The organism is Streptomyces sp. NPDC059247, from assembly GCF_042754005.1.
Lineage (GTDB): Bacteria > Actinomycetota > Actinomycetes > Streptomycetales > Streptomycetaceae > Streptomyces.
The window spans coordinates 172,016-198,234 of sequence record NZ_JBHYZW010000003.1; the positions used below are offsets into that span (position 1 = coordinate 172,016).

25 protein-coding genes are annotated in these 26,219 nt (G+C 73.9%); 12 read left to right on the forward strand and 13 right to left on the reverse strand.

What is annotated here, in order from left to right; translation table 11 throughout:
- Window positions 1-222: 222 nt before the first annotated feature.
- Window positions 223-789 carry a methylated-DNA--[protein]-cysteine S-methyltransferase gene (locus ACFXGN_RS07855; RefSeq protein WP_384854919.1) on the forward strand — a complete coding sequence of 189 codons (567 nt, stop codon included), beginning with the start codon at window positions 223-225 and terminating at the stop codon, window positions 787-789.
- 282 nt (window positions 790-1,071) lie between these two features.
- Window positions 1,072-2,370 (forward strand): MFS transporter, encoded by a 1,299-nt coding sequence (locus ACFXGN_RS07860; RefSeq protein ID WP_384854922.1) that lies wholly within the window; start codon window positions 1,072-1,074, stop codon window positions 2,368-2,370.
- A 116-nt stretch (window positions 2,371-2,486) separates the two neighbouring features.
- Here ACFXGN_RS07860 and ACFXGN_RS07865 read toward each other — a convergent pair whose 3' ends face one another.
- The 4 genes from ACFXGN_RS07865 to ACFXGN_RS07880 all read right to left on the reverse strand — a co-directional run bounded on the left by ACFXGN_RS07865 (window position 2,487) and on the right by ACFXGN_RS07880 (window position 7,126).
- Window positions 2,487-3,491 (reverse strand): hypothetical protein, encoded by a 1,005-nt coding sequence (locus tag ACFXGN_RS07865; RefSeq protein WP_384854924.1) that lies wholly within the window; start codon window positions 3,489-3,491, stop codon window positions 2,487-2,489.
- A gap of 3 nt (window positions 3,492-3,494) precedes the next feature.
- Complete coding sequence (locus ACFXGN_RS07870) at window positions 3,495-4,850, reverse strand: MFS transporter (protein WP_384854926.1); 1,356 nt, start codon at window positions 4,848-4,850, stop codon at window positions 3,495-3,497.
- Entirely contained in the window at window positions 4,850-6,190 is a 1,341-nt protein-coding gene (locus tag ACFXGN_RS07875; RefSeq protein ID WP_384854928.1) for a discoidin domain-containing protein, read from the reverse strand. The genes ACFXGN_RS07870 and ACFXGN_RS07875 overlap by 1 nt, the downstream gene beginning before the upstream one ends.
- A gap of 579 nt (window positions 6,191-6,769) precedes the next feature.
- The gene (locus tag ACFXGN_RS07880; RefSeq protein WP_384854930.1) at window positions 6,770-7,126 is read right to left on the reverse strand and encodes a cupin domain-containing protein; all 357 of its coding nucleotides are present in this window, start codon (window positions 7,124-7,126) and stop codon (window positions 6,770-6,772) included.
- Window positions 7,127-7,399: 273 nt separating this feature from the next.
- On the opposite strand from ACFXGN_RS07880, the gene ACFXGN_RS07885 reads away from it, so the two are divergent.
- Window positions 7,400-8,332: a pseudouridine-5'-phosphate glycosidase gene (locus tag ACFXGN_RS07885; protein WP_384854933.1), complete on the forward strand. Its 933-nt coding sequence runs from the start codon at window positions 7,400-7,402 to the stop codon at window positions 8,330-8,332.
- Complete coding sequence (locus ACFXGN_RS07890; RefSeq protein ID WP_384854936.1) at window positions 8,329-9,258, forward strand: carbohydrate kinase family protein; 930 nt, start codon at window positions 8,329-8,331, stop codon at window positions 9,256-9,258. Before ACFXGN_RS07885 ends, ACFXGN_RS07890 begins: the two co-directional genes overlap by 4 nt.
- A gap of 138 nt (window positions 9,259-9,396) precedes the next feature.
- On the opposite strand, the gene ACFXGN_RS07895 is transcribed toward ACFXGN_RS07890, so the two are convergent.
- A complete protein-coding gene (locus ACFXGN_RS07895; RefSeq protein WP_384854937.1) occupies window positions 9,397-10,062 on the reverse strand; it encodes a uridine kinase in 666 nt (221 codons plus the stop codon).
- A 209-nt stretch (window positions 10,063-10,271) separates the two neighbouring features.
- Between ACFXGN_RS07895 and ACFXGN_RS07900 the strand changes: the two genes are divergently transcribed.
- Window positions 10,272-11,075, forward strand: a complete 804-nt coding sequence (locus ACFXGN_RS07900; protein ID WP_384854939.1) for an SDR family NAD(P)-dependent oxidoreductase — start codon at window positions 10,272-10,274, stop codon at window positions 11,073-11,075.
- Between the two features lie 25 nt (window positions 11,076-11,100).
- Window positions 11,101-11,457, forward strand: a complete 357-nt coding sequence (locus ACFXGN_RS07905; protein ID WP_384854941.1) for a MerR family transcriptional regulator — start codon at window positions 11,101-11,103, stop codon at window positions 11,455-11,457.
- A gap of 206 nt (window positions 11,458-11,663) precedes the next feature.
- On the opposite strand, the gene ACFXGN_RS07910 is transcribed toward ACFXGN_RS07905, so the two are convergent.
- Window positions 11,664-12,320 carry a winged helix-turn-helix transcriptional regulator gene (locus ACFXGN_RS07910; protein WP_384854944.1) on the reverse strand — a complete coding sequence of 219 codons (657 nt, stop codon included), beginning with the start codon at window positions 12,318-12,320 and terminating at the stop codon, window positions 11,664-11,666.
- A 91-nt stretch (window positions 12,321-12,411) separates the two neighbouring features.
- Between ACFXGN_RS07910 and ACFXGN_RS07915 the strand changes: the two genes are divergently transcribed.
- The 3 genes from ACFXGN_RS07915 to ACFXGN_RS07925 all read left to right on the forward strand — a co-directional run bounded on the left by ACFXGN_RS07915 (window position 12,412) and on the right by ACFXGN_RS07925 (window position 14,854).
- Complete coding sequence (locus ACFXGN_RS07915) at window positions 12,412-13,623, forward strand: pyridoxal phosphate-dependent aminotransferase (RefSeq protein ID WP_384854946.1); 1,212 nt, start codon at window positions 12,412-12,414, stop codon at window positions 13,621-13,623.
- A 69-nt stretch (window positions 13,624-13,692) separates the two neighbouring features.
- The gene (locus ACFXGN_RS07920) at window positions 13,693-14,151 is read left to right on the forward strand and encodes a hypothetical protein (RefSeq protein WP_384854948.1); all 459 of its coding nucleotides are present in this window, start codon (window positions 13,693-13,695) and stop codon (window positions 14,149-14,151) included.
- A 13-nt stretch (window positions 14,152-14,164) separates the two neighbouring features.
- Window positions 14,165-14,854, forward strand: a complete 690-nt coding sequence (locus ACFXGN_RS07925) for a DUF2293 domain-containing protein (RefSeq protein WP_384854951.1) — start codon at window positions 14,165-14,167, stop codon at window positions 14,852-14,854.
- Between the two features lie 46 nt (window positions 14,855-14,900).
- On the opposite strand, the gene ACFXGN_RS07930 is transcribed toward ACFXGN_RS07925, so the two are convergent.
- From ACFXGN_RS07930 to ACFXGN_RS07940, 3 genes are all read right to left on the reverse strand, one after another.
- Window positions 14,901-15,683, reverse strand: coding sequence for a chaplin (locus ACFXGN_RS07930; RefSeq protein ID WP_384854953.1), 783 nt, complete (start codon window positions 15,681-15,683; stop codon window positions 14,901-14,903).
- Window positions 15,684-15,811: 128 nt separating this feature from the next.
- Window positions 15,812-17,077: an SWIM zinc finger family protein gene (locus ACFXGN_RS07935; RefSeq protein ID WP_384854956.1), complete on the reverse strand. Its 1,266-nt coding sequence runs from the start codon at window positions 17,075-17,077 to the stop codon at window positions 15,812-15,814.
- Window positions 17,074-19,926 carry a DEAD/DEAH box helicase gene (locus tag ACFXGN_RS07940; RefSeq protein ID WP_384854959.1) on the reverse strand — a complete coding sequence of 951 codons (2,853 nt, stop codon included), beginning with the start codon at window positions 19,924-19,926 and terminating at the stop codon, window positions 17,074-17,076. The genes ACFXGN_RS07935 and ACFXGN_RS07940 overlap by 4 nt, the downstream gene beginning before the upstream one ends.
- Before the next feature lie 206 nt (window positions 19,927-20,132).
- Here ACFXGN_RS07940 and ACFXGN_RS07945 point away from each other — a divergent pair, with 206 nt between their 5' ends.
- A complete protein-coding gene (locus ACFXGN_RS07945) occupies window positions 20,133-20,468 on the forward strand; it encodes a hypothetical protein (protein WP_384854961.1) in 336 nt (111 codons plus the stop codon).
- 93 nt (window positions 20,469-20,561) lie between these two features.
- On the forward strand, window positions 20,562-20,837 hold the full coding sequence (locus tag ACFXGN_RS07950) for a DUF6343 family protein (RefSeq protein WP_384854964.1): 276 nt from the start codon (window positions 20,562-20,564) through the stop codon (window positions 20,835-20,837).
- Between the two features lie 199 nt (window positions 20,838-21,036).
- Here ACFXGN_RS07950 and ACFXGN_RS07955 read toward each other — a convergent pair whose 3' ends face one another.
- The 3 genes from ACFXGN_RS07955 to ACFXGN_RS07965 all read right to left on the reverse strand — a co-directional run bounded on the left by ACFXGN_RS07955 (window position 21,037) and on the right by ACFXGN_RS07965 (window position 23,065).
- Window positions 21,037-21,408: a tetratricopeptide repeat protein gene (locus ACFXGN_RS07955; protein ID WP_351779053.1), complete on the reverse strand. Its 372-nt coding sequence runs from the start codon at window positions 21,406-21,408 to the stop codon at window positions 21,037-21,039.
- Window positions 21,409-21,489: 81 nt separating this feature from the next.
- Window positions 21,490-22,095: a dephospho-CoA kinase gene (gene coaE, locus ACFXGN_RS07960; RefSeq protein ID WP_384854967.1), complete on the reverse strand. Its 606-nt coding sequence runs from the start codon at window positions 22,093-22,095 to the stop codon at window positions 21,490-21,492.
- A 31-nt stretch (window positions 22,096-22,126) separates the two neighbouring features.
- The gene (locus ACFXGN_RS07965) at window positions 22,127-23,065 is read right to left on the reverse strand and encodes a PAC2 family protein (RefSeq protein WP_384854970.1); all 939 of its coding nucleotides are present in this window, start codon (window positions 23,063-23,065) and stop codon (window positions 22,127-22,129) included.
- A 225-nt stretch (window positions 23,066-23,290) separates the two neighbouring features.
- Between ACFXGN_RS07965 and ACFXGN_RS07970 the strand changes: the two genes are divergently transcribed.
- Entirely contained in the window at window positions 23,291-24,241 is a 951-nt protein-coding gene (locus ACFXGN_RS07970; RefSeq protein WP_384854972.1) for a right-handed parallel beta-helix repeat-containing protein, read from the forward strand.
- Between the two features lie 139 nt (window positions 24,242-24,380).
- Here the strand turns inward: ACFXGN_RS07970 and rpsA are convergent, their stop codons facing one another.
- Window positions 24,381-25,895, reverse strand: coding sequence for a 30S ribosomal protein S1 (rpsA, locus tag ACFXGN_RS07975; protein WP_384854975.1), 1,515 nt, complete (start codon window positions 25,893-25,895; stop codon window positions 24,381-24,383).
- Between the last annotated feature and the right edge of the window lie 324 nt (window positions 25,896-26,219).

Genomic DNA, 26,219 nt, shown 5'->3' on the forward strand with positions numbered 1-26,219 from the left:
CGAAAACAGTCGGCACCGCTGGGTAGTACTACCGGGGCGAGATTATGGCGCGCGGCGAGTTCCACGACCATGTGACCGGGGATTTTTCAGTCGTGAGACCTGAGCGAGACCGCTCCGTGATCTCGCGGGCGGTCCGGCCCCGCGTACGGGCCTGCGGGCCGCTCGTGGCCGGAGTGCCCGTGGCGGGCCGGAGTGTCGGTGGTGGCCCGTACCGTGGGCGGCATGGACATCGAGACGGGGGCGACGGACGGCGGGCGGGCCGTACCGGCGGAGTGGACGGTCATGGCGAGCGACATCGGACCGCTCTTCCTCGCCGCGACCCCGAGGGGACTGGTGCGGGTCGAGTTCCATGCCGATACGGCGCGGCGCGCGCGAATGCTCGCCCGTCTGGCGGGGCAGCTCGGGGCGGAGCCGGTGGAGTGCGCCTCGGGGCTGCTCGCCGGGGCGATACGCCGGTTCGACCGGTACTTCGCGGGCGAGCCCGGCCCGATCGACCTGCCCCTGGACTGGAGCCTGACGGCCGGGTTCAACCGGCGGGTGCTGCGCGAGCTGGCGACCGGCGTCCCGTACGGCACGGTGGTCGGGTACGGCGAGCTGGCGCGGCGCGTGGGGCAGCCGGGGGCGGCGCAGGCGGTGGGCGTGGCGATGGGCTCCAATCCGCTGCCGGTGGTCGTGCCGTGCCACCGGGTGGTGGAGAGCGACGGCGGTCTCGGCGGCTTCGGGGGCGGTCTGGAGACCAAGCGGCGACTGCTCGCCCTGGAGGGCGTCTTTCCCGCGCCGTTGTTCTGAGGGGCGGGGACCCAGCGCCATGGGCCGTTCGGTGTGCCGAGGGGTCCGGTGGACGGAGGAGGGCCGGTGCGCCGATGGGGCCCGGTCTGCTGAGAGGGGGCCGGTCCACTGGAGGCGTCCGGGGCGCTGGGAGGGCCGGGGCGCGCCGCCTCGCGGAGGTGCGGACGTTCCGTGGGGCCAGCCCGTCCGACCGGGGCGGGCGGGCGGTGGCGCTCCGGCGGGCTTCTTCCGTGCGGGATACAGGCATTCCCCTCCGATGGGACGGCTGGCACACTCACGTAAGTGACCCACACCCCCGGCGCCCCTGACGCCACCCTGTCCGAGCGGCTCGCCGCCCCCGTCGGCGCGGCCGAACTGCCCGCGCTGCGCCGACGCGTCCAGGCCGTACTGATCACCACGCAGATACTCGGGGGCCTCGGCATAGCCATCGGTGTCGCGCTCGCCGCCGTGCTCGCCCGGGACGTCAGCGGTTCCGAAGCCCTGTCCGGTCTGGCGTCGACGGCGACGGTGGCCGGACCCGCGCTGCTCGCCATGCCGCTCGCCGCCCTGATGGCCTCGCGGGGCCGCCGGGCCGGACTCGTCCTCGCCTATCTGATCGGGGCGGTCGGCGCCGGGGTCGCGGTGCTCGGCGCGGTCGCCGACAGCTTCGTCCTGCTGCTCCTCGGGCTCGTCGGCTTCGGCGCCGGTTCCTCGGCGAACCTCGCGGCCCGGTTCGCCGCCGCCGACCTCGCCGAGCCGGACCGCAGGGCGCGGGCCATCTCCACCGTCGTCTGGGCCACCACGATCGGTGCGGTGCTCGGCCCCAACATCGCCGCCCCAGCCGGGGAGAGCGTCTCGGGCCTCGGCATCCCCGCCACGGCGGGCCCCTTCGTCTGGGCCGCCGGTGTCTTCGTGATCGCCGCGCTCGTCGTGTCCTTCCTGCTGCGGCCCGACCCGCTGCTCACCGCGCGGGCCCTGGCCGACGCCGGAACGCCGGGCGGGTCGGCCGCCGAGGGGCGCTCCCTGCGCGCCGGGATGCGGGCCGTCCGGGAGTCCCCCCGGGCCAGGCTCGCCCTGGTCACCGTCGCGGGCTCGCACACCGCCATGGTGTCGATCATGTCGATGACCCCGGTGGCGCTCACCCACCACGGCGCCGACATCCGGATGGTCGGACTCGTGATCAGCGGCCACATCGCGGGCATGTACGCCTTCTCGCCGCTGATGGGCTGGCTGTCCGACCGGCTGGGGCGGCTGTCCGTGATCGGGCTCGCGGTCGGGCTGATCGGCCTGGCGGCGCTCATCGCGGGCACGGCCGGGGCGAGCCACGGCCAGACCGCCCTGGGCCTCTTCGTCCTCGGACTCGGCTGGTCGGCGGGGCTCGTGTCCGGCTCCGCGCTGCTCACGGACTCGGTGCCGCAGGCCGCGCGGGCGGCGGTGCAGGGGCTCTCGGACTTCGTCATGAACACCGCCGCCGGGGTCGGTGGTCTCGCGGCCGGTCTGATCGTCGCCGAGGCGGGCTACGGGCCGCTGAACGCCCTCGCCGCCTGTCTGCTGCTGCCGATGGCGGCGCTGGCGCTCCGGGGCTCGTTCCGCAAGGACTGAGCGGGACGCGGTCCGGGGACAGTCGGGCCCTTGAGTACGGACCGGGGGGACGGGCGGACCGAACGGACCGCCCGGAACCCGGACCGCCCGGACCGCCCCCGGTAGCGGGCCATGGTTCAGGACGGGCGCGGGCCGGTCACGACCGTCGGGGACGAAGCCGCGGGGGCCAGCAGGCGCGGGGCGCCCGTACCGTCCGCGGGCACCGACCAGACCTCTCCCCCGTACCCGTACGCCAGGCTCCCCCCGTCCGTCCACAACGCCTGGTCGTCGATGCCGCGCCGCTCGCCGACCGGGTGTTCGCGGCCGGTGGCCAGCTCGTACACGTACAGCCGCCACGGCTCGCGCGGTCCGTCGGAGACCCGCTTCTTGAACGCGATCAGCCTGCCGTCCGGGGAGAGCGAGGGGCACTCGACGTTCTCGCGGAGGGCCCGCGCCGACCACTTGCCCATGTCCCCCTCGACGAGACGGGTGCGCCCGCCGGTCGAGACGGTGGCGTAGAACCGGTTGTCGTCGGCGGCGAAGCTGACACCCCAGTAGTTGACGTCGGGGGCGTAGTGGCGCTTGCCGTCGAGGGTCAGCGGGATCTGCTCCATGTTCTTCACCAGGTACCCGGTGCGCAGGTCGAGGATCGAGGTACGGGTGGAGAAGGACGAACGGGCGTACGAGTCGCCGGTCGCGAACATCGTCCAGGCCAGCATGTTCCCCGAGGCGGAGACCCGGGCTCGGCTGGGGATGCCCGGCATTCCCATGCGGCGCACCTCGCGCAGCCGCCGGTCGAGCACGATCACGTACGAGCGCGCCGGGACGCCGGGCCTGCGCTGGAGGCAGAGGGCGGTGCCCCCGGCGGCGTGGAAGCGGTCGCAGGCCGGGCCGCCCGCCACCCGGCCGCCGGGCGCGGACGGGTCCACGCGCGCGACGCGCCCGGTCGCGGTGTCCCGGGCGTAGAGGGTGCCGGGGCCGCTGTCGAGGGTGAAGCCGGGGTCGGCGGTGCCGGTGGCCGCGGCCTCGCGGCCGGAGGCCGCCCGCAGGGTGTAGGCGGTGGCCCCGCCGCCGAGCAGCAGGAGCGCGAGGACGATGATCCACACCCGGGTGCGGGTGGAGGTGCCGGTCAGGACGGGCATGGGTCAGTCGGTCCTCTCGGAGGGCTCGGGGACGGTGGGCCCGGCGGGGGCGGCGGCGCCCTCGGGGAGCAGGCGGGCGGAGCAGCCCACGGCGACGGCGAGCGCGACGAGGGCCGCGACGAGGGCGGTCTCCGGGCCGGTCGCGGTCCAGACGGCGCCGAACGCGACGGCGGCGCCGAGCCGGGCGAGCGCCTGCGCGGTCTGGACGAGGGCGAGGCCGCCCGCCTGCCGTCCCTCGGTCAGGAAGGGGCCGGTGAGGGCCATGAGGACGCCGTCGGTGGCGGCGTAGAAGAGGCCGAGCAGGGCGAGGACGCCCAGCAGGACCACCGTGTCGGGCAGCGGGGTCAGGAGCAGTCCGTAGGCGAGGAACAGGGCGCCGTGCCCGTACAGGAGGGGGCCGCGCCGTCCGAGGCGGTCGGCGAGCCGTCCGGCGGGGACGGCGAGCAGCAGGAAGACCGCCGCGGCGCCGAGCGGCAGGAACGGGAACCAGGTGGCGTCGAAGTCGAGCCTGCGCTGGAGCAGCAGGTAGAGGAAGGAGTCGCCGATGGTGGCGGCTCCGAGGAGCCCGGCGCAGAGCACGATCCGCCGGTACCCGGGCGAGCGCATCGCGGCGAAGAGCCCGCCGCGCGCGCGTGGCGCCGCCGGGACGGGCCGCGCTGCGAGGGCTTCGCGGGTACGGCCCGGGGCCGGAGTTCCTGGTGCGCGGCCGGGGGCCGGTACGGCGGGCTTCTCGCGGGTACGGCCGGGGACCAGCAGCAGCCACAGCAGGACGCCGAAGGCCCCGACGCAGAAGCTGACGGCGAAGACGGCGTCGTACGCGTCGGCCGTGGCCCACAGCAGGGCGAAGGCGGCCAGCGGTCCGAGGAGGGCGCCGGTGGTGTCCATGGCGCGGTGTGCGCCGAAGGCGCGGCCCAGGTCCTCGGGCGGGCTGTGCAGGGTGATGAGGGCGTCGCGCGGGGCGGTCCGGACGCCTTTGCCGAGGCGGTCGGCGGCGATGGCTCCGGCGATCCAGCCGGTGGCGCCGCCGGCGAGGAGGAGGCCGAGGCGGGAGGCGGCGGAGAGGGCGTAGCCGAGTCCGCCGACGGTCTTGTGGCGCCCGCCCCGGTCGGCGGTGGCGCCGCCGAGGAGCCGCACGAGGGCGGTGGCGCCGTTCGAGAGTCCGTCGAGCAGCCCGAACTGGAGGGGGGAGAGACCGAGTCCGAGGACCAGGTAGAGCGGCAGGACGGCGGTCACCATCTCCGAGGAGACGTCGGTGACGAGGCTGACGGTGCCGAGTGCGAGGACGGTGCCGGAGACGCGCCGCCGGAGCCCCGGGGGGCCGGGCGGCGCGTCCGGGCGACCGGTGGTCGCCAGGTACATCAGTGGCAGGTGTAGGTCGGGGCGGAGTCCTTGACCTGGTCGTCGGTGCCGACGTACTGCCAGGTGTAGGTGGTGTCGGTGAGGTCCAGCTTCAGAACGCCGTACGGGCCGCTGATCCGCTTCTGGCTGTTGGGCTGGACGGTCTCGATGGCGTAGGGCTCGGCGCCGCCCATGCCGCCGACGATCTCGACCATGCCGTCGGCGGTGGCCTTCCCGTTGGGGTCCTGCGGGGCGAAGCGCTCGTAGTGGTGGTCGTGGCCGTTGAGCACGAGGTCGGCCTTGGCCCCGTACAGGATCTGCCAGACGGGCTTGGAGACCGGGTCGTTGCCGTGGCCGCCGGAGGAGTACAGCGGGTGGTGGAAGTAGGCGGCGACGCAGCCCTTGGTGTTGCGCGCGAGGTCGTCCTTGAGCCACTGGATCTGCGCGGCGTCGTCGAAGGAGTTGGAGTCCAGGGCGACGAAGTGCCAGTTGCCCTGGTCGTAGCTGTAGTACGACTTGCCCTGCGGGTAGGCGATGGAGCCGAAGTACGCCTTGTAGCCCGCGAGCGCCCCGGCCGGGTCGTAGGTCTCGTGGTTGCCGGGGATGGGCCGGGTCTTGGCCTTGAAGGCGCCCCAGCTCTTGTCGTAGTAGTTGCGGAAGTCGGAGATCCGGGCGTCGTCGTACTGGTTGTCACCCATCGTCAGATAGAACGACGGGTTGATCCGCTGGGCGAGGGCCGCGGTCTTGGGGTGGGCGCAGGAGCTGCTGGAGGAGGTGCACTGGGCGGCGATGTCACCGGCGGCGACGACCGTGAAGGCGCCGGTGGGCGGGGTGGTCGTGCCGGTGGTGCCGTAGACCTCGGCGGTGTAGAGCGAGTAGCCGTACGAGGTGCCCCGGGCGGTCCCGTACACGCGGAGGTAGCGGCCCTGGCCGGTGAGTCCGGTCCAGTCGTCGGTGGCCCCGTTCCCGGCGGTCTCGGTGGCAAGGCGGGTCCAGGTGGTGCCGTCGGTGGAGATCTCGACGCGGTAGGCCTTGGCGTAGGCGGCCTCCCAGACGAGTTTGACGCGGGAGACGGTGGCCGAGGGGCCGAGGTCCACCTGGATCCATTGCGGGTCGACGCCCTCGGCGCTGGCCCAGCGGGTGGTGGAGACGCCGTCGAAGGCCTTCTCCGGTCCGAAGGTGCCGTCCTCCATGGAGGACGCGGTGGCCGGACGGCCCTGGGAGATCAGGGAGTCGGCGGCGGCGCCGGCCCGGTCCGGGAGGGCGAGGAGGAGTCCGCCGACGAGCAGCAGCACGGCGGCGAGGACGAGGGACAGAGGGGTGGTGGTGCGGCGAGGTGGGGCGGAGGCGAACAGGCGCATACCTGGGCTCCCTGGCCTGAGGGGTGGCGAGAGCTGGACAACCGGTACGGCGCACCACGGCACGGCTCGGCCCCGTCAGCACGGGCCGGACCGCCCGTGCCGAACGGTACGGGCACGGACGCCCGACCGCGTGGCGTCGTCTGGGGCACCGCGCGGCCGGGTGGTGCTCGGCGGCCGGGTCAGAGCTCTCACTGAGCGCGTCACGCCCGGGGAGAACGGGGCGCCGCGCCAAGCCGCTGCCCGGGATGCTATCGGACAGGAAGGTTTCCTACCAGACTCCGAACGGGCGAGGAGACCGGGGGTACCCGACGGTTCCTCACCGGCCTCCCGAGGGCCTTTCGCCGGTGGCCCGGCGGACATCTGAGGGCCGGTTCGGCGGGCGCTCGACGGGCCTCGGGGGGCGGTTCGGTGGCCGTTCTACGGGCGCTCGGGTGGCCGTTCGACGTGCGCTCGGCGGGCGCTCGGCGGGCATTCGACCGGGGGTGCCGGACCAGAAAGCCGGACCAGAAAGCCGGACCCGGAAGGCCGGACCCGGGGGCGGCTCACCCCGCCGAGCCTCCCCTCCGCGTCCCCGGGGCGTCAGAGGCTGATGTGGTACGCCTTGCGGAGGGTCTCGTGGACGGTCCAGGTCGTCCGGTCGCCCTCGCGCAGCACACAGGCGTCGCCGGGGCCGATCTCCAGGGTCCCGCCGCCCTCGACGGCGACGGTCGCCCGTCCGGAGACCACCACGAACAGCTCGTCGGCCTCGGTGTCGGTCACGACGCCGGGGGTGATCTGCCAGATGCCGCGCACCTGCTTGCCGTCGGCCGACTCCCACAGCACCTTGCCCGTCACCTCGGGCGTGCCGGAGACGATCTGGGAGGGGTCGAGGGGCTCCGCCTCCAGCTCGGCGTCGGGGATGTGCACGGCGAAGGAAGGCTGCTCATGTGTCGTCATGGGCGGTGACTGTAGCGGGGGTCCAGGACCCCTCCGAGACCGGGACCCACTGGACGCGAGGACTCCGTTTCGCCTCCCACCAGGCGCGATGCCAGAACGAGCCGGGCACGACGAAATCCGCAGGGCCCCTCCGAAGCGGTGCCCGGCGGGCCGTACCGGTCCCGGAGGACGCCGGGCCGGGTGGCCGGGGACGGATTCCGTAGGGGTGGGCGCCGGGTGGCAGGAGGTCGCCATGGAGGTTTGCGGGGTCCGTGACCGCGCCAGGAATGGGGCATGTCCACACAGGTGTCCGAAGAGGTACGGGAAGCGCTGCACGAGGGGCGTCCCGTCGTCGCGCTCGAATCGACGATCATCGCCCACGGTCTGCCGCGCCCGCGCAACCTGGCCGTGGCCCTGGAACTGGAGGAGGCGGTACGCGCCGGGGGCGCCGTTCCCGCCACGATCGCCGTGGTCGACGGCACGGCCAGAGTGGGCCTGGACCGCTCGGCGCTGACCCGCATCGCCGAGGACCCCTCGGTGCGCAAACTGGGCCATCGCGACCTCGCCCCGGCCCTGGCCGCCGGGGTGACCGGCGCGACGACCGTCTCGGCGACGGCGTGGCTCGCGGACGCCACGGGCATACGGGTGTTCGCCACCGGCGGCCTCGGCGGGGTGCACCGGGGATGGACCGAGACCCAGGACGAGTCCGCCGACCTGCGTCTGCTCGCCCGGGTCGGCATCACCGTGGTGTGCGCCGGGGTCAAGTCGATCCTCGACGTGCCCGCCACGCTCCAGCGCCTGGAGACGCTGGGGGTGACGGTCGTCGGGTACGGCACCGGGCACTTCCCCGGCTTCTATCTGGCGTCCTCGGGCGAGCCCGTCGACTGGACCCTGCGGAGTCCCGGGGAGGTGGCCGAGGTGATACGGGCGCGGGACCGGCTCGGCGGCGCCCGGGAGGCCCTGGTGGTGGCCCGTCCGGTTCCGGTGGCGGAGCAGTTGGACCCCGCGCTGCACGACCGGGTCCTGGCGGACGCCCTGGCGGCGGCGGAGGAGAAGGGAGTCACGGGCCAGGCGGTGACACCGTTCCTGCTGGAGTACCTGACGGTGCACACAGAGGGCGCCTCCCTGGAGGCCAACCTGGCGGCGGTCCGGGGGAACGTACGACTGGCGGCGGACATCGCGGTGGCGTACGGGAAGGGACTCCCGGACGGTTCGGGCGGCCGGTGAGTCCGGCGGCGGGTGCTCTGCTCGTCGTCGGGGACGTCGTCACGGACGTCGTCGCCCTGCACCGGACCCCGCTCGCCCCCGCCACGGACACGGCGGCGGAGATACGGACCCTGCCGGGTGGCGCCGGGGCCAACGCGGCCTGCTGGGCGGCCCGTTCCGGAGGCGGCGAGGTGCGGCTGCTGGCCCGGGTGGGCACGGACCCGGACAGCACCGGCTGGCACGAGCGGGCGCTGCGGCGCGCGGGCGTGCGCCCCCTGCTCGTCCCCGACCCCGAGGCGGCGACGGCCACCGTGATCGCGCTGGTGGACGCGTCGGCCGAGCGCACGTTCCTCACCGACAGCGGCGCGGCCCTGCGCCTCTCCCCCGGCGACTGGTCCGCCCGCCTCCTCGACGGTGTGGCCCGGCTGCACCTCTCCGGCTATCTGTACTTCTCCGCGCCGAGCCGCGCGACGGCCCTGCGGGCGCTGCGGGACGCCGTGGCGGCCGGGGTCCCGGTGAGCGTGGACCCGGCCTCGGCGGGGTTCCTGGCCGAGTCGGGGGCCGAACGGTTCCTGACGGCCGCGGAGGGCGCCGAGGTCCTGCTGCCCAACGCGGACGAGGCCCGGCTGCTCACCGGCCGGACCGCGCCGGAGCGGGCGGCGGAGGAGTTGAGCCGCCGTTTCCCCTGGGTGGTGGTCACGCTCGGGGCGACCGGGGCCCTGGTCGCCCAGGACGGCGTGGTGACGGCGCGCGTGACGGCGCCCGAGGCGCGGCCGGTGGACTCGACGGGGGCGGGGGACGCGTTCACCGGGGCGTTCCTGGCGGCGCGGCTCGCGGGCGCGGACCCGGTGGAAGCCGCGGAGGCGGGCTGCCGGGCGGGGGCCGAGGCGGTCACCCTGGTGGGCGGCAGACCTCCGGAGCGGGAGGAGCCGGGGGACGACGTCTGACGGTACGGGCTCCGCCCCGGTGCGCCCGTCACGCCGGACCGGACCGAGGGCGGGCCCGCGCGGGGCCGTCCGGGCGGGAGATCCGCCGCGGGAGATCCGTACCAGGAGATCCGTACGGCAGTCCGGGCTGTGGGCCCGCTACCCCGCCAGGCCCGTCCACGCCGGGTGGCGCGGGTCGTCGGTGCGGACGACGACATCGGCGGTCGCGGTGGGATCGACCTCCGTCTCGTAGCGGGCGAAGGCGGGCAGGGTCCAGGACTCCTCGGTGCGGCGGGCGAGGGCCCCGGGCGAGAGGCGCAGATGGACGCTGAGGTCGAAGGGGAACCAGTGACCGAGCAGGAAGGGGCCGTGCAGGACGAGGACCCCGCCCGGCGGCAGCGTCACGTACGGGCTGCGGGTCGCCCTGTCCCGCACCGGGTCCCACAGATCGGGCAGCACCCGCCCGGTGCCACCGGGGTCGAGCGGGCCGATGACCTCGCGCCACAGGGCCCCGGTGTCCGTCCACCCCTCGTAGTACGCGTCGGGGTCGCGCTTCCCGTGCTCGTACCGCAGCGACGCGGACCGCAGGAAGCCCGAGGTCCCGACGACCTGGACCGCGCGTCCGCGCGCCCGCAGCTCCTCGGCGAGCAGTCCGGCCAGCGCCGCGCCGGGCGCGGCGGGCGGCCCGTCGAGACCGACCCTGAGCCATGTACCGTCCCGGTCCGGCCCGGGGGCCGTCGCGGCGGCGTCGAGGTGCCCGGCGAGCGCCCCCGCCAGCCGTTCCCAGGTGATCGCCTCGTACCGTGTCCCGCTCACTCCGTACATCGCCTTCCGCTCGCTCCACCGGCCCGGCCCCAGGCGCCCCCTCATCCTGCCCTGCCCGACGACCCGCCACCGGACCCTCGCCGCCCGGCCCGCGCACGGGCTCCGCCGGTCCTAGCCGGGCGACGGGCGGACGGGCCTGACGGGCACTCACCCCGTCGTACGTCACCGCTTGACCTTGTCACTGGCGTCACTGTTCGAGCATCGATTCCATGAACACCACGGGCACCACGGGCACCACGGGGGCCACCGCCGCCCCGGGCGAGGACACCAGCGCGGCCACCAGGGTCGTCGTCGTCACCGGAGCGGGCACCGGTATCGGCCGGGCCACCGCCCGCGCCTTCGCCGGGCAGGGGGCGGCCGTCATCGCCGTCGGCCGCCGGGAGGCGCCGCTGCGGGAGACCGCCGAGGGCCACCCAGGCATCCACCCGCTGTCCGCCGACGTCACGGCGGAGGGCGCGGCCGAGGAGATCGTCCGCGCCGCCGTGAACGGGCACGGACGTCTCGACGTACTCGTCAACAACGCGGGCATCGCCACCGGGGGCCCGCTCGGCACTCTCGACCGCGCGGTGATCGGCCCGCTCCTGGAGACCAATCTGGTCGCCCCCGTCCTGCTGACCCGGGCGGCCCTCCCCGCGCTCCGGAAGTCCCGGGGCGTCGTGGTGAACGTGACGACGACGATCGGGCAGCGCGGCTGGCCGGACAACTCCCTCTACCCGGCGACCAAGAGCGCCCTGGAAACCCTGACCCGCTGCTGGGCGGTGGAGCTGGCGTCCGACGGCGTCCGGGTGGTGGCGGTCGCGCCGGGCCCGATCGAGACCCCGATCGCGGAGCACCTGGGACTCTCCGCCGAGCGGCTGGCGGCGCTGCGCGCGTGGCAGCTCGCGCACACTCCGCTGGGGCGGCTCGGCAGGCCCGAAGAGGTGGCCTGGGCCATCACCGCGCTCGCCGGGCCCGCCGCCGGATTCCTCACCGGCACGGTACTGCCCGTCGACGGAGGCGCGTTGGTCACCTGATAGGACTGTGCGCGGAGGTGACGCCTTGCGCATCGGTGAGCTGTCGCGGCGGACGGGGGCGACGCCCCGGGCGCTGCGGCACTACGAGTCGAGCGGGCTGATCGCGTCGGCCCGTGCGGCCAACGGATACCGGGTGTACGGGGAGGACGCCGTCGCCCGCGTGGCGAACATCCGGTACCTCCTCCACGCGGGGCTGGTCCTGGAGGACGTGTCGGCCTTCCGTGACTGTCTCGACGGGGACCTGTCCTCGGTGACGCCGTCCGGGCGGGGGCTGGAGATCGCCCGTGAACGGCTCGCCGTCCTCGACGCCCGGATCGCGGCGCAGACCGAGGCCCGCGACCGGCCGGCCCACGCCCTGTCCGCCCGCGCGGACTCCGTCTGACGTCCGCTCGCCCCCACGGGGTCGGCACCGTGGGCCAGCCCCGGAGAAGACCGGGCGGCGGCGAGACACCGGCCGGAAGCCCCGACGGCACCGGGAGGCCGTCCCGGTCGGCGCGCTCGCCGACGACGAGGCCCACTCCAGAACGACGGAAAGCCCACCCCGGCCAAGAGCATCCCCAGGGCCCCACAGCCCCACAGCCCCACCGGTCAGTGTGCCCCCTCCGCCCCCTCCGCCCCCTCCATCCCCGCCATCCCCACCGGCCCGTCCAGTACCGCCCGTCCCGACGCGACCGCCTCGCCGAGGGTCAGTTCACCGGCCGCGAGGGCCCGGCAGGTCGCCGTGTCCGTCCGCAGGCGCGCGTCGGGAGCCTCCGCCGCCCCGTCCCCGTACGCCACACCGCCGTCCGCGCCCACCCGTACGTGGAACTCGCCCTCGTCCAAGGTCACCTGGACGACCCCCGCGCCGAGTCCGGCGAGTTCGCCGAGCAGCGGGATCGCGTACCAGTGCGCGCGGACCGCGTCGGTGGGCCGGGGTTCGCCCAGGTCCGGCGCCCCCCAGGCGGCGAGCGCGCGCAGGACGGGCTGCAGTTCACGGCCGCGCGCGGTGAGTTCGTAGACGGACGCCGAGGCGGGCGGGGGCAGTCGGCGGCGGGTGGCCAGACCGGCGGACTCCATGTCCTTGAGGCGCCCGGCCAGCATGTCGGTGCTGACGCCGGGGAGGTCGGCGTGGAGGTCGGTGTAGCGGCGCGGCCCCGCGAGGAGTTCGCGGACGACGAGCAGGGTCCAGCGGTCGCCGACGAGGTCGAGGGCGCGCGCTGCGGCGCAGTGCTGGTCGTAGCTGCGGCGGCGTGGCTGACGTGGCATACGGCGCAGTCTAGACATGTTGTTGGACTTTCCAAGCTCGAACTTGGTAAAACCAAGCAACACTGATTCCGGGGACCAGGGGAGGTCGGACATGGAGTTCCGGCAGTCGAGCAAGCTGAACGAGGTCTGTTACGAGATCCGTGGGCCGGTCATCGAACACGCCAACGCCCTGGAGGAGGCGGGCCACAGCGTCCTGCGCCTCAACACCGGCAATCCCGCGCTCTTCGGCTTCGAGGCGCCGGAGGAGATCGTCCAGGACATGATCCGGATGCTCCCCAAGGCCCATGGCTACACCGATTCCCGGGGCATCCTCTCCGCCCGCCGCGCCGTGGCCCAGCGCTATCAGGCCATGGGGCTGCCCGAGGTCGACGTCGACGACGTGTTCCTCGGCAACGGGGTGTCGGAACTGGTCTCCATGGCCGTGCAGGCCCTCCTGGAGGACGGCGACGAAGTCCTGATCCCCGCCCCCGACTTCCCGCTGTGGACGGCGGTCACCACCCTCGCGGGCGGCAAGGCGGTGCACTACCTCTGCGACGAGTCGTCCGACTGGAACCCGGACCTCGACGACATGGCGTCGAAGATCACCGACCGCACCCGTGCCGTCGTCCTCATCAACCCCAACAACCCCACCGGCGCGGTCTATCCGAAGGAGATCGTCGAGGGCGTCCTCGACCTCGCCCGCCGCCACGGCCTGATGGTCTTCGCCGACGAGATCTACGACCAGATCGTCTACGACGAGGCCGTCCACCACCCGGCCGCGTCCCTCGCCCCCGACCTGGTCGTCCTCACCTTCGGCGGTCTCTCCAAGACCTACCGGGTGGCGGGCTTCCGCTCCGGCTGGCTGGTCGTCACCGGTCCACGCCAGCGGGCCCGGAGCTATCTGGAGGGCCTGACCATGCTCGCCTCCATGCGCCTCTGCCCCAACGCCCCCGCCCAGTACGCCATCCAGGCGGCCCTCGGCGGCCGGCAGTCCATCCAGGAGCTGACCGCCCCCGGCGGCAGGCTGCGCGAACAGCGCGACCGGGCCTGGGAGAAGCTCAACGAGATCCCCGGCGTCTCCTGTGTGAAACCGAAGGGCGCGCTCTACGCGTTCCCGCGCCTCGACCCCGCCGTGCACAAGATCCACGACGACGAGAGGTTCGTCCTCGACCTGCTGCTGCGCGAGAAGATCCAGGTCGTCCAGGGGACCGGCTTCAACTGGCCGCGACCCGACCACTTCCGCATCTTGACCCTGCCGTACGCCGACGACCTCGACGCCGCGATCAGCCGCATCGGGCGTTTCCTCAGCAGCTACCGGCAGTGACGTCCGCGCCTCCCGGCTGTCATGATCTGGGGGTCGGGAAGGCCGAGGAGAACGGGAGGGCGACCGGTCGTGGATGTGGCGCTGATAGCCGTGGCGGGAACCCTGTTGGGCGTCGTCTTCACCCACTGGTTCCAGGGGCGGGCCACCGAACGCACCGCCGCCCTCGCCCGTACCGAACAGCTCCGGCAGGAGCGGATCGCGACCTACAGCGCCTTCGCCGGTGCGGTCGTCGACTACCGGCACAGCCAGAACGACCGCTGGTTCCGGGCGGCCGAGGAGCCCGGCTCGGAGGAGGCCGAGGAGTCCCGGTACGCCTCCTACCGGCAGCGCACCGCCGCCCGCCAGGCCCTCTTCCGGGTCCAGTTGGTGTGCGACGACTCCGAGACCCGGCGTCTGGCCGAGGCCGCCTTCGAGGAGACCCACTGTATGCACGAGGCGGTGGGCTTCGAGGACCGGACCCACCGCTCGGACCGGGCGAAGCAGGCGCTGGCCCTGTTCATCACCGCCGCCGCTCCCGGCGTCCGCTGACGAGGGGGTGCCCGTGGACCTGGTCGCGCCGGTCGTCGTCGAGCCGCTCAGGCGCCGTCGCTGCTCGGAGTGCGGACAGGGGCCGCTGGAACGGATGATCGTCGAGTTCGACGCACCGGTCTGTCTCCACTGCGCCGACCTCGGACATCTGGTCTTCCTGCGGCGGGGCGACACGGCGCTCACCCGCCGGGCCCGTGAGAACAGCGAACTGTGGGCCGTCGTCGTACGGCACAACCGGCGCCGCACCCGGTACGAACGGCAGGGCCTGCTCGTCGAGGAGACGGCACTCGCCGAGGCGGAACGGTCCTGTCTGGCGGACGCGGAGGCGCGCTCCCGGCGGCGGGCCCGGGACGCGGTGCGCCGAGCCGCGCTCGACGCCGGGGTCACCGAGACCCTCCGGGCGGAGATCCTGCGGCTCTTCCCGTCCTGCCCGGCGGACCGGGCCACGGAGATCGCCGTCCACGCCTCGGCGAAGGGCAGTGGACGGGTGGGGCGCACGGCGGCGGGCCGCTCGCTCGACCGGGGTGCCGTCAGCGCCGCGGTACGGGCCTCCGTACGGCATGTGGACACGCCGTACGACACCCTGCTGATGCGAGGAGTTCCTCGGCACCAGGCCCGGACGAGGGTCGCCCCCGCCATCGAGGCGGTGCTCCGGGCCTGGCGTCGCGGCGGCGGTTGCGCCCCCGGCCGGGGGCACGGCTGACGGCTCGGGCGTCAGCCCGTGTCGGCCGGGCCGCGTGGACGGGACCTCAGGCCCCGTCTCCCGCACGGCGCGCGCGACGGTACAGCAGGGCCCCGCCGAGCAGCAGCGCGGCACTGGCGGACGCGGCGTAGCCCATGGCGTCCGAGCCGGTGGAGGCCAGCGCGGCGGAGCTGGACCCGCCCTGCGGCGCGGGCGCCGGGGCGGGCGGCTGGGACTCCGTCTGCGGAACCGGCACGTTCGGCACGACGGGGGGCTTCGGACGCGGGGTCGGCTTCTCGATCGGCTGCTGGGGCTTGCCCGGACCGTTGACCGAGGTGTTGCCGAAGACCGGGTTGAGCACCCCGACCACGCTGACCGAGTTCCCGCTGAGGTTCACGGGGAGGTCGACGGGCAGCTGCAGGCCGTTCCCCGAGATGACGCCCGGGGAACCGGCGGCATGGCTCTCGGCCGTGGCACCACCGCCGTTGGAGGAGCCGCCGTGGGAGCCGCCCGCCTGCTCGCCGCCGCGCGGGGTGCCCGGCAGGTCCTTGTGGGCCCGGCCGCCGCCCTCGGAGCCGTAGCCCTCGGGCTCGGTCCGGGGCTGGGAGGAGCGGTTGGCACAGGTGTTGCCGAAGGCCGGGTTGAGCAGCCCGACGACACTGACCGTGTTCCCGCAGACGTTGACCGGCACGTGCACCGGCAGCTGAACCGTGTTGCCGGAGCCGACGCCCGGTGAGCCGACCGCGGCGCCCTGTGCGCCGGAGTCCGCGTGTGCGGCGCCCGCGGAGAGCGCGAGCGCCCCACCCGTGACCAACAGTGTGGCCAGACCACTTCGGCGAATCTGCCTCATGGCTTCCTGCCTTCCGGAGTTGTGCACGGGCGGATGCCCGTACCGGAATCAACGCGACAAACGTATGCGCCGGATCCGCCCGTTGAAGGGTTTCACTCCATCGAGTGGAGCGGCGTTCGAGTGTCGTGTCAGCGGCCGAGGAGGCCGGTGAGGGTGCCGACCGGGTCCGGGTCGGGGGCGCCGCGCGGCCACCAGTCCTCGCGGCCGGCGTCCGACTCGTAGCCGTACCAGAGGCCGTCCCGGCCGAGCCGGAGCTGGAGGGAGCGGGTGGAGAGCCGGTTGCGCCAGGGGCGGAACGCGGGGAGGTCGGCGGCGATCAGCGCGGGTCTGGCCCGGTCGAACGGGCCCGCGGGCGGGTCCCAGGGCTCCTCCAGTACGGCGAGACCGGCGGCGCCGCCCTGCCGCCAGGCGGCGACGGCCCGCGCGAGGTCCGTCGGGGTGCGGTCGAGCGCCTGCGCCAGGTCGCGGTAGAGCGCCCGGGTGGAGGCGGTGAGTCCGGAGCCGGGGTGCGCGGCGGCCAGCCGGACGGCGTCCTGCCAGGGGGTGAGGGCGGCGACCGGGTCGTGTCCCGTGGCGAGGAACGTGTGGGCGCGGACGGCCGCTTCGGAGGCGAGGAGGTCCAGGGAGAGCGGGTCAGGGGCGGCGGGGTCGGGCGGGAACACGGCGGGGCGGCCCGGCCGGTCGGGGACCGGCAGCGGCGGGGGCGGCGGCGGTACGGGCCCGGTCGCGGCGAGCACGGCGCGGGCCGGGACGGTGGGCATGGAGGGCGCCGCGGCGGTGGTCTCGGCGGCGGACCTGGCCGCGTTGCGCCGGGTGAGTTCGGCGAGGAGTTCCTGTTCGCCCCGGCCGCGCATCAGGAAGAGGACGAAGGGGTCCGCGTCGAGCAGCCGGGCGGCCTGGTAGCAGAGGGCGGCGGCGTGCTTGCAGGGGTAACCGTCGTCCGGGCAGGAGCAGTCGGGGAGGAGGTCGCCCGGCGCGGGCAGCAGTCCGGTGACCGCTTCCAGGGCGTGCGGCACGTCCTTGTCGAGCAGGGCGGCGATGTGTTCGGGGCGGGCGGTGGCCTCGTCGAGGAACCGTTCCCAGCCCTCGTCGCGGAGGGTCCGCATCCTGATCTCGGTGCGGTAGGGGCGGGTCCGGCTGCCGTGGACGTACGCGACGACCCGGCCGGGGGTGACGGTGATCGCGTCGACGTTGCCCCGGCGCGCGTACGCCTTGCCACGGGCCAGCCGTGCCGGGTCGAGGGCGGTGTCCTCCAGGGCGTCCACCCACGCGTTCCCCCACCAGGTGGCGGCGAACCGGCCGTCGGGGGCTTCGCGGGGCGCGACCTGCGGGAAGGAGCGGCGGCGGTCGTCGTGGCGGGGCACCGCTCCGCGCGCGGCGCGTGCGCTGTTCACGAGGCCCTCCTCAGGGACACCAGGTCGGCCAGCTCCCGGTCGGTCAGTTCGGTGAGGGCGGCCTCGCCGGTGCCGAGGACGGCGTCGGCGAGGGCCCGCTTGGAGCGCAGCATCTCGGCGATGCGGTCCTCGACGGTGCCCTCGGCGACGAGCCGGTGGACCTGCACCGGCTGGGTCTGGCCGATGCGGTAGGCGCGGTCCGTGGCCTGCTCCTCCACGGCCGGGTTCCACCAGCGGTCGTAGTGCACCACGTGCCCGGCCCGGGTCAGGTTGAGGCCGGTGCCCGCCGCCTTCAGGGAGAGCAGGAAGACGGGCACCTCGCCGTCCTGGAAGCGGTCGACCATCCGTTCCCGCTCGGCCACCGGCGTGCCGCCGTGCAGGAGTTGGGCGGTGACGCCGCGCGCGGCCAGATGGTCGGCGAGCAGCCGCGCCATCGACACGTACTGGGTGAAGACGAGGACCGATCCGTCCTCGGCGAGGATCGTGTCGAGGAGTTCGTCGAGCAGCGCGAGCTTTCCGGAGCGCCCGGCGAGCCGTGCGGTGCCGCTGCCGCGCGGCGCCTCCTCCTTGAGGTACTGCGCGGGGTGGTTGCAGATCTGTTTGAGGGAGGTCAGCAGCTTCATGACGAGGCCGCGCCGGGCCATGCCCTCCGCCTCCTCGATCCGCCCCATGGTCTCCCGGACGACCGCCTCGTACAGCGAGGCCTGCTCTCGGGTGAGGGAGACGGGATGGTCGGACTCCGTCTTGGGCGGCAGCTCGGGGACGATGCCGGGGTCGGACTTGCGGCGGCGCAGCAGGAAGGGCCGGACGAGCCGGGCGAGCCGCTCGACGGCCTCGGCGTGCTCGATCTCCTCGTTGTTCTCGACGGCGCGGGCGTGGCGCGAGCGGAAGGCCTTGAGGGGGCCGAGGAGACCGGGGGTGGTCCAGTCGAGGATCGCCCACAGCTCGGAGAGGTTGTTCTCGACGGGGGTGCCGGTGAGGGCGACCCGGGCGGGCGCGGGGATCTCGCGCAGCGCCCGCGCGGTCGCGGAGAACGGGTTCTTGACGTGCTGGGCCTCGTCGGCGACGACCATCCCCCACGGGCGCGCGGCGAGTTCGGCGGCGCTGGTGCGCAGGGTGCCGTAGGTGGTGAGGACGATGCCTCCGTCGGCGCCCCCCAGGTCGCGCTCCGCGCCGTGGAAGCGGCGCACGGGCACGCCGGGGGCGAACCTGCCGACCTCCCGCTGCCAGTTGCCCAGCAAGGAGGCGGGGCAGACGACGAGGGTGGGGGCGCTGCGGGCGCGGCGCAGATGGAGGGCGATGAGGGTGACGGTCTTGCCGAGGCCCATGTCGTCGGCGAGGCAGCCGCCGAGGCCGAGGGAGGTCATCAGGTCGAGCCAGGCGAGGCCGCGCAGCTGGTAGTCGCGGAGGGTGGCGGTCAGGCCGGGCGGGGCCGGTACGTCCTCGGGTCCCGCGAGCAGCCGGTCCCGGAGCGCGGCGAGCGCGCCGACCGGCACGGCGGGCACGGTCTCGCCGTCCACCTCGGCGCTGCCGGTGAGGGCGGCGGCGAGGGCGTCGACCGGTTCGAGCAGGCCGAGCTCCCGCTTGCGCGCCTTGCGGACGAGGGCGGGATCGACGACGACCCACTGGTCGCGGAGCCGTACGACGGGCCGGTGGGCCTCGGCCAGCAGGTCCATCTCGCGCTCGGTGAGCGGGTCGCCGTCGAGGGCGAGCTGCCAGTCGAACCGGAGGAGTTCCCCGGTGTCGAGGAAGGAGGTGCCGTCGGTCGCGGAGCCGGGTGCCATGCGGGCGGGGCGGACGACGGCGGAGGCGCTGAGCGAGCGGGCCAGTTCGCGCGGCCAGTGGACGGCGACCCCGGCGTCGGCGAGGCGGGCCGCGGCGGGCCCGAGCAGTTCGTACAGCTCGTCCTCGGTGACGGCGAGGACGTCGGGCACCTCCCGCTCCAGGAGCCGGGTGAGCGGGGGCCAGACCCGGGCCGCCCGGCGCAGGGCGAGGACGGCGTCGACGCGGGCACGGGGGCCGAAGTGCTCGCCGTCCCCGGCCCACAGGGCGGCGGCGTCGATGACGAGGGTGGGGTCGGCGAGGCTGTGGACCTGGAGGAGCGCGCCCGCGGCGTGCCGCTCACCGGGCGGTACGTCCGGCTCGGGGGTCCCGGCGTCCGCGTCGAAGAGGTCGGACGCCGACAGGTCGAGGCGGAGCGAGACGCGGACGCCCGCGTCCATTCCGGCCGCCGCCTCGGCGGCCCAGGCACGCGCGCGGGGCAGGTGCTGGGGTGCGCGGGCCGCGAACGGGGCCCCGACGGCGTGGGCGGCGGCCGGGGAGCGGGGCAGGGTGTCGGCGACCGCGTCGAGGAAGGCCCGCACCAGGGCCTCCGGGTCGGGCAGCCGCAGCGGTCCCGGACCGGGGACGGGCACGGCGTGCGCCTCGTACGGCAGGGCGGCGGCGACGGCCCGCAGATGGGCGATGTCGTCGGCGTCCAGGGGCCCGGCCCGCCAGGCGTCCAGGTCCTCCGAGGTGAGCCCCGGCAGGAGTCGGCCCCGGGCCACCAGGTGCAGGGCGTGCAGCGCGGCGGCGCCCCAGCCCACGGCGGCGGGGTGGGCGGCCGGATGGTGGCGGGCGGCCACCAGGTGGGGCAGGGCGGCGTCGACGGGGAGGGCCAGCGCGGGCACCGTGCGCCTCCGGGTGCCGCTGCCGTGCAGCCGGGCGACGGTCAGCTCGACGCGCTCGGCGCCGTCGCCCGCGGGGTCGGGCAGGGGCGCGCCGTCGGGGCGCCAGAAGGCGACCCGGCCCTCGCGGGGCAGGGCGGCGGGCAGGAAGACGGCGGCGCTGCCGACCCAGCTCCGTGTCACGGCTCCGCTCCTTCCCACCGGACGGGTGCGACGGTGTGCCGGACATCCTCGGGACGGATCTCCGACCGGACCTCCGACCTTACGGGTGGGGTCTGACAACGGCCGCCGCGCCCGTTCCCCCGGGCGGCCCAGCCCCGGATGACAGGGGGTCCGGGAGCGGCGAGGGTGACGAACAGCGCAACGACCACGACAGAAGAGGTTCCGCCATGTCCGTTCGCCGGCGTCTCACGACCGCCACCGGGGCCGTGCTGCTCGCCCTCGCCGTGGCGGGGTGCTCGGGTCTGGGCCGTACGGCCGTGGGCACGCTCTCGTACGAGACGCAGCGGGAGGTGTCGCTGCGGGTGACGAGCCCTCCGGTGAAGGGCTGCCACCGGCTGGCGCCGAGCGGGGTGACCCACATCAGGAACGACACCCTGGTCGACTTCGTGATGTACACGACGCGCGATTGCCGTGGCAAGCACTCCGTCTACGTCCCGACCAGCAGCAGCAACCTGACCCCGCCGGGCACCCTGCCGTGGCGCAGTTACCGCATCATCCACTGACGCTCCCCGGGCCGGGCGCCGGTTCCCTTTCCGTCCCCCCGGGTCCATCCTGGGAAGTGTCCCCGGAGGACCCCACGGGAGACGGTGGTCGTCATGCGCAGCGGGAACGAGCCGGTGAACGCGCGCAGCGCGCTGCGCCTGCGGTTCTGGCTGAGCCTGTGGGGTCTGGTGTGGGCGGTGTTCGGCACGGCCGTGTTCGCGCTGCTCGGCAGCCCCGGCTGGGCGGCGGCCTGCGGTGCGCTGGTCCTGGTGATCCTGGTGGACCTGACAATGGTGGTGCGCCACGTCCACCAGGGCGCCCACTGGCAGCCGGACCGGACCGTTCCGCCGTACGAACCGGATCACCGCGACGGGACCGGGGGGCGCTGAGCGTCCGGTCCGCGCTCCGTCCGGCGCGGGCGGCCACCCGGGGCCGGGTGTCCGGCCGCCGCTCCGGCCCGGGTCGCGCACAGGTCTCCGGACGCCCCTGCGGACCGGGGCACGGCGGTGCGTCCGGCCGCCGCTCCCGGGGTCGTCGCCGTCCCGTCCTCGGCCCTCGCCGTGGTTCCGGGCATCGTTCCGGCTCCGGCTACTGCTGCTCCGTGTCGAAGCCCGCCGCACGGAGGTACTCGGGCTTCGGGTCGAGGGCCGCCGCGAGACGGAAGTGCCGGGTGGCCCGGTCGGTGAGGCCGGACCGCTCGAAGGTCCGGGCCAGTGCGAAGTGCGCGAAGGCGTTGTCCGGTTCGCGCTCCAGGACGAGCTCGAACTCCAGTTGCGCGGGACGAAGCTGCGCGGCGGCGAAGAACGCGCGGGCACGCAGCAGACGTGCCGCCGTGTTCTCGGGATGGGCGGCGATCACCGAGTCCAGCAGCTTGACCGCGCCACGGGGGTCGCGCGCGGCCAGCAGGTGTTCTGCGGCACGGAAGTCGATGACGTGCGTTTCCGGGTTTCTGTCGGCCACCCTGGCATCCTTCCCCTCGATCCGGTGGTTGAACACCGGACCCGGCGCCCGCATTCCGCGACCGCCGTCGCCGAGGGGCCCTTACGCGCGCTCGGCGGCCCGGCGCGCCAGGTCCTCCCAGAGCTTCCGCACCTGCGGTGCGAGCGCGTCGAGCGGACCGTCGTTGTCGATCACCACGTCCGCCACCGCGAGCCGCGCCGGGCGGGTGGCCTGGGCCGCCATCCGGGCGCGCGCCTCGGACTCGGCCATGCCCCGGAGCCGTACGAGCCGGTCCAGCTGGGTCTCGGGGGACGCGTCCACGACCACGACCAGGTCGTACAGCGGCGCCAGGCCGTTCTCGGCGAGCAGCGGCACGTCGTGGACGACGACGTCCCCGGCGCCCGCGTGGCTCTCCAGCTCCGCCGACCGGGCCCCGACCAGGGGGTGGACGATGGCGTTGAGCGTGGCCAGGCGTTCGGCGTCGGCGAAGACGACGGAGCCCAGCTTCGGCCTGTCGAGCGTGCCCCCATCGGTGAGGACGTCCTCCCCGAACGCCTCCACGACGGCCGCGAGCCCCGGGGTCCCGGGTTCGACGACCTCGCGGGCGATCCGGTCCGCGTCGATCAGCACGGCCCCGTACGAGACGAGCAGCCGTGACACTTCGCTCTTGCCGGCGCCGATCCCGCCGGTCAGGCCCACCTTCAGCATGAGCGGCAGCCTAGGGCCCGGCCCCGGCGGGTCAGGACTCGCCCTCCCGCTCCGCGAGGAAGCGCTCGAACTCGCGCCCCAGCTCGTCCGCCGACGGCAGGTCGACCGGTTCGGCGACCAGGCTGCCCCGGGTGTCCGCCCCGGCCGCCGCGTCGTACTGGTGCTCGAGGCCCTGGACGAGCGCGACCAGTTCCTCGTCACCCTCGCCGATCTGCCGGTCGATCTCGGTCTGGGTGCGGCGGGCCTCGGTCCGCAGCGAGTGGGCCACGCTCGGCAGGACCAGACCGGTGGCCGCGGTGACGGCCTCCAGGGTGGTCAGCGCCGCGTCCGGATAGGGCGAGCGGGCCACGTAGTGCGGTACGTGCGCGGCGACCCCGAGGGTGTCGTGGCCCGCCTCGGTCAGCCGGTACTCGACCAGCGACTCGGCGCTGCCGGGCACCTGCGCCTCGTCGAAGGGGCTGCGGTGGCCGGGCATGAGGTCCGTGCGGTTGCCGTGCGGGGTCAGTCCGACGGGCCGGGTGTGCGGGACGCCCATGGGGATGCCGTGGAAGTTCACCGCGAGGCGCACGCCGAGCCGCTCGACGATCTGCCGGACGGCGGCGGCGAACCGCTCCCACTCCACGTCCGGCTCGGGGCCGGACAGCACGAGGAAGGGGGCGCCGGTGGCGTCCTGCACCAGCCGGACCTCGATGGACGGCGTCTCGTACGCGGTCCACCGGTCGCGCCGGAAGGTGAGCAGGGGGCGGCGGGCCCGGTAGTCCACGAGCCGGTCGTGGTCGAAACGGGCCACGAGCTGGTGCGGGAGGGTGTCGAGCAGCCGGTCGACGATCTGCTCGCCGGTCTCGCCCGCGTCGATGTAACCCTCGAAGTGGTAGAGCATGACCAGCCCGGCCGACTCCTGCGCCAGGGCCAGGTCGACGACCGCCAGGCCCTTCGCGTCCCATTCGTACAAATCCTGGGGATCAAGCACGGCTACCGCTCCTCCTCGTGTTCTCTCTGGGAACACCACGCACGGCACACCCATTCCCGGGGCGCGCCACCTTCCCGCGAGGAGTCGTACGAACTCCGGCCACTGGTCCAGACCTTGACACGCCAGATGCCGCTCCCTACCGTCTCGGGACAGCTCCGCGTTCAGCATCACGTCCCTCGTGCACATACAGGAACACTCCCCCACTCCGCACGGAAGGCATCCCTCATGCGCACCCGAACGCCGCTCCTCACGCTGCTCCCCGCCCTCCTCGCCGTCCCCCTCGTCACCACCACCCCCGCCGCCGCCGCGACCGTCGAGGTGACGACCGCCGCCCAGCTGAAGACCGCCCTCGCCGCCGCCCGCCCCGGTGACACGATCACACTCGCGGACGGCACGTACACCGGCAATTTCAAGGCCACGGTCCCGGGCACCGCTTCGGCGCGGATCACCCTGACCGGTTCCTCGCGCGCGGTGCTGACCGCGGGCGGCGGCTACGGGCTGCATCTCAACGGCGCCTCGTACTGGACCGTGCGGGGCGTCACGATCACCGGCGGCCAGAAGGGGATCATGGCCGACAGCGCGGAGAGCGTGGTGATCGACGGGGTGACCGTGCACGGGCTGGACATGGAGGGGGTCCACTTCCGCAAGTCCAGCAAGAACGGGGTCCTGAGGAACTCGCGGATCTACGACACGGGGAACGACGGCAGGGGCATGGGCGAGGGCGTGTACGTCGGCACCGCCAACGACCTCACCGACCGCAGCGACAACGCGCAGATCCTCGACAACGTCATCGGTCCGGACGTGCGCGGCGAGGGCATCGACATCAAGGAGGGGACCACCGGGGCGCGGATCGTCGGCAACTCCTTCGACGGACGCGGGCTGACCGGCGTCCACTTCGACGATTCCTGGGTGGACGTGAAGGGCAACGACGTCCTGGTCGAGAACAACACCGGGGTGAACACGACGAACAACGGCTACGAGACCCACACCCAGCAGAGCGGCTGGGGCTGCGGCACCGTGTTCCGGGGCAACCGTTCGAATCTGACGGGCGCGACCGGGGCCCAGCGGCTCGCGATCAACGTCACCAACCGGAGTGCCTCGTGTCCGACCACGGTCCACGCGTCGAACACGGTGACCGGCGGGAACGGTCTGACGAACATCCCCGTCACGCCCTGACCGGGCAGGACGGCAGCAGGGCGGCAACGGGGCGGGGCGCGCCGGGCGGGCGCCCGGTCGGGAAACGGACCGAGGCCCGCTCCCCCGGAGGGGAACGGGCCTCGGTTCGCTAGCGGCTAGCGCTCAGCGGAGAGCCTGTTCAGCTCTGGCCGCCGGCCAGCTTCTCGCGCAGGGCGGCGAGCGCCTCGTCCGACGCCAGGGCGCCGGAGGTGTCGTCCGACTCCGAGGAGTACGAACCACCCGAGATGCCCGCACCGGCGTTGCCACCGGCGGCCGGGGCGGCAGCGCCCTCGGCAGCGGCGGCCTCGTCGGCCTCGCGGGACTTGATGACCTGAGCCTGGTGCTGCTCGAAGCGGGACTGCGCCTCGGCGTACTGGGTCTCCCACACCTCGCGCTGGGTCTCGAAGCCCTCGAGCCAGTCGTTGGTCTCGGGGTCGAAGCCCTCGGGGTAGATGTAGTTGCCCTGGTCGTCGTAGGACGCGGCCATGCCGTACAGGGTCGGGTCGAACTCGACCGAGGCCGGGTCGGCACCGAAGGACTCGTTGGCCTGCTTCAGCGAGAGGCTGATGCGACGACGCTCGAGGTCGATGTCGATGACCTTGACGAAGATCTCGTCGTTGACCTGGACGACCTGCTCCGGGATCTCCACGTGGCGCTCGGCCAGCTCGGAGATGTGGACCAGACCCTCGATGCCCTCGTCCACGCGGACGAACGCACCGAACGGAACCAGCTTGGTGACCTTACCCGGGACGACCTGACCGATCTGGTGCGTCCGGGCGAACTGCTGCCACGGGTCCTCCTGCGTCGCCTTCAGCGACAGGGAGACGCGCTCGCGGTCCATGTCCACGTCGAGAACCTCGACGGTGACCTCCTGGCCGACCTCGACAACCTCGGAGGGGTGGTCGATGTGCTTCCAGGACAGCTCGGAGACGTGCACGAGGCCGTCGACGCCACCCAGGTCCACGAAGGCACCGAAGTTGACGATCGAGGACACGACGCCGGAGCGGACCTGACCCTTCTGGAGGGTCGTGAGGAACGTCTGGCGGACCTCGGACTGGGTCTGCTCCAGCCAGGCACGGCGGGACAGGACCACGTTGTTGCGGTTCTTGTCCAGCTCGATGATCTTCGCCTCGAGCTCCTTGCCCACGTAGGGCTGGAGGTCGCGGACGCGACGCATCTCGACCAGGGAGGCCGGGAGGAAGCCGCGGAGGCCGATGTCGAGGATGAGACCACCCTTGACGACCTCGATGACGGTACCGGTGACGATGCCGTCTTCTTCCTTGATCTTCTCGATGGTGCCCCAGGCGCGCTCGTACTGGGCGCGCTTCTTCGAGAGGATCAGGCGGCCTTCCTTGTCCTCCTTCTGGAGAACCAGGGCCTCGATCTCGTCGCCGACCTTGACGACCTCGTTCGGGTCGACATCGTGCTTGATCGAGAGTTCGCGGCTCGGGATGACGCCTTCGGTCTTGTAACCGATGTCGAGCAGGACCTCGTCCCGGTCGACCTTCACGATGACGCCGTCGACGATGTCGCCGTCGTTGAAGTACTTGATCGTCTCGTCGATCGCGGCGAGGAAGGCTTCCTCGTTACCGATGTCGTTGACCGCAACCTGCGGGGTGGTGCTGGTGGCGGTGGTCTCGGTGCTGCTCGTCATGTGGGAAAGGGCTCCGGTTACGGACAGAAAGTCGTAGGTACTGCTACGCCGAGAGCCCGTATCGCACCAAGAAGCCGGACAGCCAATGAGGCACCTTTCCCGCGGACGGGTGGAGCCTCGAAAACCGAGGGGACATACAACAGGTACGAGCGCGGCCTGCTCCGTCTGAGGCGCGCAGGCCCGCAGCGCAACCTTTAGCATACGGGGGCGGCCGGACAGGGTCAATGCGCGAAGCGCACACCCGGGGCAGATCGCCTCAACTCCGGCACCAACTCGAGTCCTTCCACGCCTCATCGGCGGGATCCGCGCACAGCGGTACTGAGC